Source organism: Dietzia timorensis (assembly GCF_020742175.1).
GTDB classification, from domain to species: domain Bacteria; phylum Actinomycetota; class Actinomycetes; order Mycobacteriales; family Mycobacteriaceae; genus Dietzia; species Dietzia timorensis_A.
In genome coordinates, this window is the sequence record NZ_DYXM01000225.1 from 1 (window position 1) to 10,707 (window position 10,707).

The window sequence follows — 10,707 nt, forward strand, 5'->3', positions numbered from 1 at the left end:
CTTGCTCGCGGCGGGCTGCTCGACATGGATACCCATTCGGTGCACTCCGATTCCATGGAGTCCTACCTCGCCGACTGGGATCTTCGCGCAGATAACCCCAGCGAAGAGGCGCGCGAGCTGTTCTACGCCGCCCCGGGTGGCGTCCGCACCACCGAGCCGTTCTCCACGGATAACCGCTGGGTCTCGCTCGATGTCGACGCCGAGAACGGCTGCATCCACTCGATGGAACATCCGTGCACCGAGGAGGGCGGCCTGGTCGTGCTTCGCGGCAATATCGCCCCGAACGGTTCGGTGTTCAAGACCGCGGGCGTGGATGAGGAAAGCTTCCGGTTCACCGGTCCGGCGCGCGTGGTCGAGTCGCAAGAGGAAGCCGTGTCGGTGATTCTCAAGAAGGTCATCCAACCCGGCGATGTGCTCGTCGTCCGTTACGAGGGACCGGCGGGCGGGCCGGGCATGCAGGAAATGCTCCACCCCACGGCATTCCTCAAGGGCGCCGGCCTGGGTAAAAAGTGCGCACTCATCACCGATGGCCGTTTCTCCGGCGGCTCGTCAGGGTTGTCCATCGGCCACATCGCACCGGAGGCCGCAGCCGGCGGACCGATCGGGCTGATCCAGGACGGCGACATCGTCACGATCGACGTGTACGAGCGGAAGCTTCACGCGGAGATCTCTTCGGACGAGCTCGAGCGTCGCCGCGCCGAGATGGAAGCCAAGGACAAGCCGTGGCGGCCCGCGACGCGCGAACGCCATGTCTCGCAGGCTCTGCGCGCATACGCGTGGATGGCCTCCTCCGCAGACAAGGGTGCCGTGCGAATCGTTCCGGACTAAGCCGGGAGGCTCGTTCGCACCGCCTACGACAACGTGCCCACTACTTGCGAGCAAGTAGTGGGCACGTTGCCTGTGTCCGAGCTGCCGAAATATCAGGACGACAGCGGGTTGCTTCCGTTGAGCGCGTACCAGACAACCGCCACCGCCGCGACGGCGACGATGATCCCGAGAAAGCCCGACCACTTCGGTGCCGACGCCCACTTGCGGCCGGCATCGAGCCCCCAGCGGCCGCCGCCGGCGAACAGGATCGTAAGCAGTGCGGCTGCGTAGAGAATATGCAGTTCGAGGCCGCCGCCCGGTGCGCCGGACAGATCGCTCCCGCCGAGGATCGTCGCGCCGCCCGCCGCGGCCAACGTGAGTGCCGCGCTCAACCCGACGAGGGCGAGGAGGACGGTCGCACCGATGGGCGTGAGGATCCCGAGTAGGAGAATGACCGCGGCGACGAGCCCGGCAATGCCGAACCCATAGGAAAGCGCCTGCGCCTGATCGAACCCGGCGCTGGAGAATACGTCGGTCATGCCGTCGAAGCCGGGACCACCGAACAGCCCGAATACGATGCGCAGCGAGTGCAGCCCGAGCAGTGCGGCCACGACGACACGAAGGATGAACAGGCCGAAGTCCGCGGTGCCGCGAACCGGCTTGGGCGCCGGCTCCCTCGCAGCGACGGGAGCAACCTGCCCGTCCGTTCCGTCGTAGTCGTAGCCCTGGCCGTTCTCGTCGAAGTCGGCGTAGTTGTATCCGGCCGTCGGGAACGCGGTGGTCTGATTATGAGCGTTGTCGGTGGTCATACCTGTATGTCCTTCGCCCGTCGCACCGACTGGCTGGGCCTGGGCCTGGGGCTCGCTTGCGTTCTGAGGCTGACCGAAGGCCTGCGTCCGTGCGTCGGGATCGCCCCCGTCTCCGGACTTCTTCGACTTCGCTCCGATGAGCGCTCCGATACCGACGCCGCCCGCTCCGGCCGCACCTGCAGCCGCAGCCTTTCCGGCAGTCCCGCCGGAACCGGAGCTCTCGGCGTCCTTTGCCGTCTGCCCCGTGGACTTCGGCTCGAACTCCTGGGTCTGGGCATCCGGGGATACCTGCCCGGTCGCCGAGCTCGATTCGGTGCGCGGCGATTGGGGCATCTCCTCCACCGGGATCGCCGCGGTTGCCGAGTCGTCCGGCGACTGGGAGCCGCTCGCGGCCGTTGCCGCAGTTGCGCCTGCAGCAGCGCCCCCGGCGCCCGCCGGTGCCGCCTGCCCGGCCGCCGAGCTCGCGGTGGAAGGCGAATCCGTAGCCGCCTGACCGGTCCCCGAATCGCCGCCGAGCGAGATCGGCTTCTCCGCGATGGGTGCGCCGCGGTCCTTGCCCGCGCCAGCCGCATCCTGCTTTTCGGAGTCCTTACCCAGCGGCCACCGGGACTTGCTCTTGGGGGCGCCCACGGTCTGGGGTGCTGCCCGCTCGCCCGGATTCGGGGCAGAGGTCGATGCCTGCGCGGGTGACTGCCCCTGGCGGGGCGCCGAGGTGCTGCTGCCCGCCGCCGGCATCCGGGTCGTGTCGTTCCCCGCACCTGCCGCCTGGTTCGGATCCACGTTCGGATCCACGCGGCCGGGTTCGGAGTCGCGAGAATTCTTGCCTAAGCCGAATGGAAGTTTCACGTATACGAGATTATGCGGAATCGGCGCGCCGCGCGGGGACGTGAGGGCGTGTGGCCACGTATTGTCGCCAGTTCTTTATATTCGGGCAGGATGCGGCGGGCGTGCGAGCGTGGCGTCCGACGTCATTGGCGGGTGGTGGTCCTCCGCGGACCTGGTCGCCACGGCACGTAAGCTGGGCCCATGCATGCGCAGTTCCCCCGCACCGAGCCTCCGCGCCTGCGGGACACGTCCCGCTCTTTTCGCTGGATGACGGCGGCGGCTGCGCTCTCGTTGGCACCGATGCTCGCGGCGGGCTGTGCACAATTCGATGATTCGCAGTCCGCACCCTTTTCGCCGGTCGCCGGTGCGGGCGAGAACTTCGGCGAGGCTCCTGAGCCCAATAAGCCGCCGGACATGGGACAGCGCGAGCCCTCCCCCGGCCAGGGGGAACAGCCTGATCTTCCGCCGCAGACTCCCGACGGAAGGACCGAGTGCGAGGACCCGGACCCTGCGGTCATCGCGACGTGCCTGGAGCCGACGAGCGCCGTCGTCGGCCTTCCGGACAGTGCTGAGGCGATCCTCGCCGAACGCGACACCGGCCAGATGTTTGTGGTGAGCGACGCCGAGGCGCCCAAGCCCTTTGCCCGCATCGACCCGAGTGAGGGCGCCGTGGTGTCGCTCGCGCTCTCGCCAAGCTACGCGCAGGATCGGCTCGTCTATGCAGTGCTCGTTTCCGGCGGTGAGACGAAGGTCGCGCGGATCGCGGAAGGGGACGAGGCGAAGATCGTCGCCGATGGGCTACCCGGCAGCGAGAACGGACGCGCCGGTATCGCCTTCAATGACGACGAGATGCTTGTCGGCGTCGGACGCGAAGTCATTGGTTTCCCCGAGTTCGAGGGAATCGGCGAGGCGGGCCGGACAGAGACCGTGGCGAGCACCGATTCGCCTATCAGCGGCTTGTGCGCAGGTGCGGGAATCTTTCCGGGCGTGTACGCCACCACGGGCGGAACCGCCGGCGGGGCGCTCATGCGGGTCGACGAGGGCGCTGCGCTACGCGTGTGGTCGTGGCCGGATCAGCCGAGCGTGCACGGCTGCGCGGTGACAACGACAGGTCCCGCGGTCGCCATTCCCGACGCCGAGCGCGTAGACATGGTGGTCGTCGATCCTGCGAGCGGGACCGCCCCGGCTCCGCCGACCGCCGTAGCCGAAGGACAGTACGGCAGGCTCAGCGGGGTCGGCCTCATGGCCGGGAACGCGCTGGTCGGCACGACGACCAACAAGGCGGGCGGCTCGCCGGTACAGACCGACGACCGCGCGATCATCCTCCCGATTTCCGGGTCCAGCGCGGACGAACGAACCTAGCGCGCAGGGATTAGCTGGCGCCGCAGGCTGCGAGGACGAGTTCCTTGACCCTCGCCGGATCGGCCTGGCCGCGGGTGGCCTTCATGACCGCACCGACGATGGCGCCGGCGGCCTGGACCTTGCCGTCCTTGATCTTCGCGACCACGTCGGGCTGGGCCTCCAGGGCCTCGTCGACGGCCTTCTGCAGCGCGGAATCGTCGCGCACGACCTCGAGACCGCGGTCGGCGACGATCTGGTCCGGTTCGCCCTCGCCGTCGAGCACGCCGTCGACGACCTGGCGGGCGAGCTTGTTGGTGAGCTTGCCCTCGCCCACGAGCGCGATAACCCGTGCCACCTGTGAGGGCGTGATCTGAAGTCCGGACAGGTCGACCCCGCGAGCATTGGCCTGCTGAGACAGGTACGCGACCCACCACGACCGCGCCTCGGCGGGTGTGGCGCCTTCGTCGACGGTCGAGATGATCAGGTCAAGAGCACCGGCGTTGACGAGGTCACGCATTTCCTCGTCCGACACTCCCCATTCGGCCTGCACGCGGGCGCGGCGCACCCACGGCAGTTCGGGCAGCGTCGCCCGAATGGACTCGATGAGCTCCTCGCTGGGCTCGACCGGAGCGAGGTCGGGCTCGGGGAAGTAACGGTAATCCTCGGCCGATTCCTTCGGCCGGCCGGCGGAGGTCGTGCCGTCGTCCTCCTGGTAGTGCCGGGTTTCCAGCGCGATCTCCCCGCCGGCCTCCAGCACCGCGGCCTGCCGGCACATCTCGTAGCGCACAGCGGTTTCGACGCTGCGCAGGGAGTTGACGTTCTTCGTCTCGGTGCGCGTGCCGAACTCGGTGGTGCCCTTGGGCATGAGTGAAACGTTCGCATCACAGCGGATGGAGCCCTGGTCCATGCGCGCGTCGGAGACGTCGAGGCTCTTGATCAGATCGCGCAGCGCGGTAACGTACGAGCGCGCGATTTCAGGCGCCCGCTCCCCCGCGCCGATGATCGGCTTCGTGACGATCTCGATGAGCGGCACGCCGGCGCGGTTGAAGTCGAGCAGCGAGTGGGTCGCGCCGTGGATGCGTCCCGAGGAGGAACCGATGTGGGTGGACTTGCCGGTGTCCTCCTCCATGTGCGCGCGCTCGATCTCCACGCGCCACGTGGTGCCGTCTTCGAGCTCGACGTCGAGTGCGCCGTCGAACGCGATGGGCTCGTCGTACTGCGAGATCTGGTAGTTCTTCGGCTGGTCCGGGTAGAAGTAGTTCTTCCGCGCGAAGCGGCTCGAGGGCGCGATCTCGCACCCGAGCGCGAGGCCGATCTTGATGGCCCATTCGACGCCGAGACGGTTGACGACCGGCAGCGCGCCAGGCAGGCCGATGCACACCGGGCAGACCTGCGAGTTGGGTTCGGCGCCGAAGGCGGTCGGGCAACCGCAGAACATCTTGGTCTCGGTATGCAGCTCGACGTGCACTTCCATACCCATGACCGGATCGAATTTCGCGATCACATCGTCGTAATCGAGGGGTTCGATATTGCTTGTGTCCACCGGTGCAGTCATGCCAGCGATCTTACCTTTCGTGTTTTCCGGCTCAGCCGAAGAGGCTCGCGGCCTCGTCATACATTTCCACCGGCACCGTCTTGAGCCGGCTGATCGCGTCCGCGATCGGCAGCGGCACGATGTCCTCACCACGCAGCGCGACGAACACGCCGTGCTTACCGGAGTTCGCCAGGTGCGCAGCGTGCACCCCGTACCTCGTCGCGAGAACCCGGTCTCGTGACGTCGGAGTTCCGCCCCGCTGGGTGTGTCCGAGCACGGTGGTCCTCACGTCGCGGTCCAGCCGCTCCTTGATCTCCACCGCCATCGCGTTCGCCACCCCGGTGAATACCTGGTGCCCGAACTGGTCGATCTCGCCCTCGTCGATCGTCATCGACGAGCCCTCGGCGGGCGTGGCGCCCTCGGCGACCACGCAGATGCCGTAGTTCTCGCCCATCTGGAAACGCCGCTTCATCACCTTGCACACGTAATCGATGTCGAAGGGAACCTCGGGGATCACGATCATATGCGCACCCGCCGCCAGACCGGCGTGCAGCGCGATCCATCCGGCGTGCCGGCCCATCACCTCGACGAGCATCACCCGCTCGTGGGATTCGGCGGTGGTGTGGAGGCGATCGATGGCGTCAGCGGCGACGGACACGGCGGTGTCGAATCCGAAGGTGAAGTCGGTGGCCGCGACATCGTTGTCGATGGTCTTGGGCACACCCACCACCGGGATTCCGTTGTCGTGGAGCCAGTTCGCTGCGGTGAGTGTCCCGTCCCCGCCGATTGCGATGAGCACGTCGATTGCGTGCCGTTCGAGCGTCCGCTTGATCTGTGGCAGCGAATTTCTCAGCGTGTCCGGGTTGAGTCGCCCCGTCCCGAGCACGGTGCCGCCGCGCAGGAGGAGGCGGTCGATCTCCTCGTCGTCATACAACGACACCGCGGAGTCCTCGACCAGGCCGGACCAGCCGTCCTTGAACCCGAGCACGGGCGTGTCGTATTCGGCCCGCGAGGTGCGGACGACCGCACGGATCACCGCGTTGAGACCGGGGCAATCGCCGCCGGCCGTGAGCATTCCGATTCGCACGTGGGTTGTTCTCCTTCACGCCTGGAGTTACGCGCGCTCGCGGGTCGAGCGCCTCTGGCTTGCTCGCGCCATCCACACTAGCGACGCGGGCGTCCGCCGCGCCGCGCTACGAAGCCTGCGGCGCCTCGCTGCTCCGGTCGACCTGCTCGCGGCGCCCGGGAGTGCGGAATAGGAGCGTGATCAGCGCGCCCACAAGGATGACCACGGCGGGCAGGAAGAACGCGTCCGACAACCCGCCCGCGAGAGCTGCGTGCGGATCCGCCCCCTCCCCGATATGGGTCGTCATGCGGGTCTGGAGCACAGCCGCGATCGCCGCCGATCCGATGACCGCGCCGACCTGTCGCGTGGTGTTGTAGACCCCGGAGCCCGCCCCGGCGATCTTCAGATCCAGGGTCCTCATCGTCGTAGATGACGTCGGAGCCCAGACGAATCCGTTGCCGATCCCCAGCAAGATCATCGGCCCGATCATCTGTGGGACCGAGGTTGTCGGGGACATCACGATCGCGAGCCAGAACGCGGCGCCGGCCATCGAGCCGTAGCCGATCACCGTGAGCACACGCGGATCGAGGCGGTCGGCGAGGCGACCGACGAACGGGGCGAGAATGCCGGAGGTCACCGCCATCGGGACGAGCACGAGCCCGGCCTTGATGGCGCTGAGCCCCATGACGAGCTGAAGGAACATCATGAGTGGAACCATTGTGCCGGCAACGACGAAGCCCATCGTCGAGATGGCGCCATTGCCGACGGCGAAGTTCCGGTTCTGGAACAGCCGCAGCGGCACCAGCGGCTCGGTGCGCACCTTGCTCTGCCACCAGACGAAGGCGGCCATGAGTACGACGCCCGCGACGATCATCACCACGTATTCGGCCCCCCAATCGCGTTCGGAACCCTGCTGGATGCCGAAGACGAACAGGAACATACCGATCGCCGAGAGAACGATTCCTACGACGTCATACTTGTGTGTGGAGGTGGGCAGCGAGGGCACCAGCCGCATGACGGCGAGCACCGCGATGACACCGATGGGCACGTTGATGAAGAAGATCCACTCCCACCCGACGGAGTCGACGAGCAGACCGCCGGCGATCGGCCCGACCATCGTCGCGATACCGGCGACGGCGCCCCATACGCCCATCGCGGCGCCGCGAGACTCCTGGCGGAACACGCGGGTGATGACCGACAGCGACTGCGGGCTGACCATTGCCGCGCCGAAGCCCTGGACGACGCGCGCCACGATGAGCATGCCGATGCTCCCCGACAGCCCGCACCAGAGCGAGGCACCGGTGAAGATGACCAGACCGATGATCGTCGCCTTCTTCGGCCCGATCTGGTCGCCGAGGCGGCCGGTGAACAGCAGCGGAACGGCGAACGCGAGTAGGTAGGCGCTGGTGACCCAGATGATCTCGTTGGGGCCGGCGCCGAGGCTCTGCTCGAGCGATTCGGTGGCGACGGCGACGATGGTCTGGTCCAACAGGATCATGAAGAACCCGATGACCATGGCGCTCAGGGCCAGCCACGCCTGCCTATCGGGGAGCGGTGCAAAAGATTGACCCACGTGACATGCACTCCTTCGTGGTGACTATGCGAGTAGTGCGCTGGGGTCGGGGCCCTCATTCGAGGTCGAAAGGCTCCAGCGATATCCATGACTTGGGCCCGCATCCCGATGTTCGGCGGAATGCGGGCCCGATCGTCTCGGTGCCTTGCCTCTTGCGCGGGGCAAAAGGCACGTCCGAAAGGCTACCGCTTCTGCGCAGCCTCGAACGCGGCGCCAACCTTGTAGAGGCGGTCATCTGCCTGCGGCGGGGCCATGATCTGCAGGCCGACCGGCAGTCCGGTGTCCGGTGCCAGACCCGCGGGCAGCGACATCCCGCAGTGGCCTGCGAGGTTGAGCGGAAGCGTGAACATGTCGAACAGGTACATCGACAGCGGATCGTCGATTTTCTCCCCGAGGCCGAATGCCGTGCTCGGTGTCGCGGGCGACACGAGGACGTCGACTTTCTCGTAGGCCGCGTCGAAGTCACGGGCGATCAGCGTGCGCACCTTCTGCGCCGAGCCGTAGTACGCGTCGTAGTACCCGGCTGACAGCGCATAGGTGCCGATGATGATGCGGCGCTTGACCTCGGGGCCGAATCCGGCGTCGCGTGTCGCTGCCATAACCTGCTCGGCCGAGTGCTCGCCGTCGTCATCCACGCGGAGCCCGTAGCGCATCGCATCGAAACGCGCGAGGTTGGACGAGACCTCCGACGGCAGGATCAGGTAGTAGGCCGAGGTGGCGTGCTGGAAGTTCGGGCACGACACGTTGACGATCTCGGCTCCGAGCTCCTCGAGCTGGGTGAGGGCGGCGTTGAACTGCTCGCGCACGCCGGGCTGCGCGCCCGTCCTCAGGTCGAATTCGTCGACGACGCCGATCCGGACGCCGCTGAGGTCGCCCCGTGCGCCTTCCCGGGCCGCGGCCACGACGCCGGGCACGGCCACGTCGAGCGAGGTCGAATCTCGCGGGTCGTGTCCGCCGATGGCCTCATGCAGCAGCGCGGTGTCGAGCACCGTGCGCCCACAGGGCCCGCCCTGGTCGAGGGAGGATGCGCATGCCACGAGCCCGTAGCGGGATACGCCGCCGTACGTCGGCTTCACGCCGACCGTGCCGGTGAGGGCGGCCGGCTGGCGGATCGAGCCGCCGGTGTCGGTGCCGATGGCCAACGGCGCCTGGAACGACGCGAGAGCCGCGGCGGAACCGCCTCCGGAGCCGCCCGGCGTCTTCGTGGTGTCGTACGGATTGTGGGTCGGTCCGTAGGCGGAGTTCTCGGTCGACGAACCCATGGCGAATTCGTCCATGTTTGTCTTGCCGAGGATCGGCATGCCGGCCTCGCGGAGCTTCTTAGTCACCGTCGAGTCGTACGGGGACATGTAGCCCTCGAGGATCTTCGAGCCGCACGTAGTAGGCGCGTCCGCGGTGGTGAAGACGTCCTTGAGCGCGACGGGCACGCCGGCGAGCGGCCCCGCCGAACCCTGTGCGATCGCCTTGTCCGCTGCGCGGGCGGCGTCGAGTGCCTGCTCGGTGCCCACATGGAGAAAGGCGTTGATGTCGCCGTCGATCTCGGCGATGCGGTTGAGATGGGCGCGGGTGACCTCCTCTGAGGTCACCTCCTTGGCGGCGATCTTCTCTGCCAGTTCGGCGGCGCCGAGCCCGAGGAGGGAGTCGCCGGCTACAGAGGTATAGGTGCTGTCTGCCATGCGTGCTAGTCCTCCCCGAGAATCTGCGGAACCTGGAAACGCTGCTCGGCGCTATTGGGCGCCTGGTCGAGCGCCTCGTCCGGGGTCAGCCCGGCGACTCGCTCGTCCTCCCGATTCACATTCACGATCGGGGTGGGGTGGCTCATGGCGGGAATGTCGTCGCCTGCGACATCACTCACCGTGGCGACGTGATCGAGGATTTTCTCGAGCTGGCCTGCGAACTCGTCGAGTTCGCTGTCGGTGAGGCCCAAGCGCGAGAGCTTGGCGAGGTGGGCGACATCGTCGCGTGAGATCGCGGACACGTTGTGGTGGTCCTTCCCTCTTCTTTGGGTTATATCCGTCGCGAGTCGGTGGCTCAGGCGCGGGCCCGGGCGGAGTACCGGCGACGTCAGATCTGGTGTTTTCGTGTGCTCTTCAGCCTAGCCGGTCGGTATCCGGCGCGTCCCACACGCTCGGGGTGTGAGAAACTTAACTGCCGAAAGTTCCTGCGATACGCCATGTGTCGTCCTTAGTTGGCAGAATGTGGGTCATGTCTTACCTGTTGCGCGTCACCGTTCCCGACCGTCCGGGTTCCCTCGGCGGCCTCGCGGTGGCGCTGGGCTCGGTGGAGGCCAATATCGTCAGCCTCGACGTCGTTGAACACTTCGACGGCGCGGCGATCGACGACATCGTCGTCGACGTCCCGACCGGCGCCCTCCCCGATACGCTCATCACTGCCGCCGAGAGCCTGGACGGCGTATCGGTCGTCTCGCTGCGCCCGTTCGATGGACGCATCGGCGCCCATCAGGAGCTGCAGCTCATCGATTCGGTGAGCTCCTCCGGGCGCGAAGCGCTCCGCGTGCTCTCCCAGGAATTGCCGGGAGTGCTCGGTGTCAGCTGGGCGCTTGTCGTCGAGAATGACGGCGCAGGCGCCCGCCTTCTCGCCCGCGGCGAATCGGCGCCGGGCGATGCGGATTCTCTCGACGTTCCGATGCCGGTCGGCGAACATGCCATCGAGGTCGATCCCGCCACCGAGGGTCTGCCGGACTCGTGGACGGTCATGGACACCGCGTTGGCCTCGGCCGGTCTGGGCGAGA

Annotated in this window: 9 protein-coding genes; 3 read left to right on the forward strand and 6 right to left on the reverse strand. The window is 67.3% G+C overall.

Going from position 1 to position 10,707, the window contains the following annotated elements; translation table 11 throughout:
• Positions 1–828: dihydroxy-acid dehydratase (locus K8V11_RS11745; protein WP_303914411.1), on the forward strand; the 828-nt coding region annotated here is incomplete at its 5' end.
• A 92-nt stretch (positions 829–920) separates the two neighbouring features.
• On the opposite strand, the gene K8V11_RS11750 is transcribed toward K8V11_RS11745, so the two are convergent.
• Complete coding sequence (locus K8V11_RS11750; RefSeq protein ID WP_303914414.1) at positions 921–2,462, reverse strand: DoxX family membrane protein; 1,542 nt, start codon at positions 2,460–2,462, stop codon at positions 921–923.
• Between the two features lie 180 nt (positions 2,463–2,642).
• Between K8V11_RS11750 and K8V11_RS11755 the strand changes: the two genes are divergently transcribed.
• Entirely contained in the window at positions 2,643–3,803 is a 1,161-nt protein-coding gene (locus tag K8V11_RS11755) for an oxidoreductase (RefSeq protein WP_303914416.1), read from the forward strand.
• Positions 3,804–3,813: 10 nt separating this feature from the next.
• Here the strand turns inward: K8V11_RS11755 and gatB are convergent, their stop codons facing one another.
• The 5 genes from gatB to gatC form a co-directional block, all read right to left on the reverse strand.
• The gene (gene gatB / locus K8V11_RS11760) at positions 3,814–5,337 is read right to left on the reverse strand and encodes an Asp-tRNA(Asn)/Glu-tRNA(Gln) amidotransferase subunit GatB (protein ID WP_303914418.1); all 1,524 of its coding nucleotides are present in this window, start codon (positions 5,335–5,337) and stop codon (positions 3,814–3,816) included.
• A gap of 31 nt (positions 5,338–5,368) precedes the next feature.
• Entirely contained in the window at positions 5,369–6,403 is a 1,035-nt protein-coding gene (locus K8V11_RS11765; protein ID WP_303914420.1) for an ATP-dependent 6-phosphofructokinase, read from the reverse strand.
• A gap of 106 nt (positions 6,404–6,509) precedes the next feature.
• Positions 6,510–7,955, reverse strand: coding sequence for a DHA2 family efflux MFS transporter permease subunit (locus K8V11_RS11770; protein WP_369693075.1), 1,446 nt, complete (start codon positions 7,953–7,955; stop codon positions 6,510–6,512).
• A gap of 182 nt (positions 7,956–8,137) precedes the next feature.
• Positions 8,138–9,631 carry an Asp-tRNA(Asn)/Glu-tRNA(Gln) amidotransferase subunit GatA gene (gene gatA / locus K8V11_RS11775; RefSeq protein WP_303914423.1) on the reverse strand — a complete coding sequence of 498 codons (1,494 nt, stop codon included), beginning with the start codon at positions 9,629–9,631 and terminating at the stop codon, positions 8,138–8,140.
• A 5-nt stretch (positions 9,632–9,636) separates the two neighbouring features.
• Complete coding sequence (gene gatC / locus K8V11_RS11780; RefSeq protein ID WP_303914426.1) at positions 9,637–9,933, reverse strand: Asp-tRNA(Asn)/Glu-tRNA(Gln) amidotransferase subunit GatC; 297 nt, start codon at positions 9,931–9,933, stop codon at positions 9,637–9,639.
• 227 nt (positions 9,934–10,160) lie between these two features.
• On the opposite strand from gatC, the gene K8V11_RS11785 reads away from it, so the two are divergent.
• A partial coding sequence (locus K8V11_RS11785) for an ACT domain-containing protein (protein ID WP_303914429.1) occupies positions 10,161–10,707 on the forward strand: 547 nt, incomplete at its 3' end.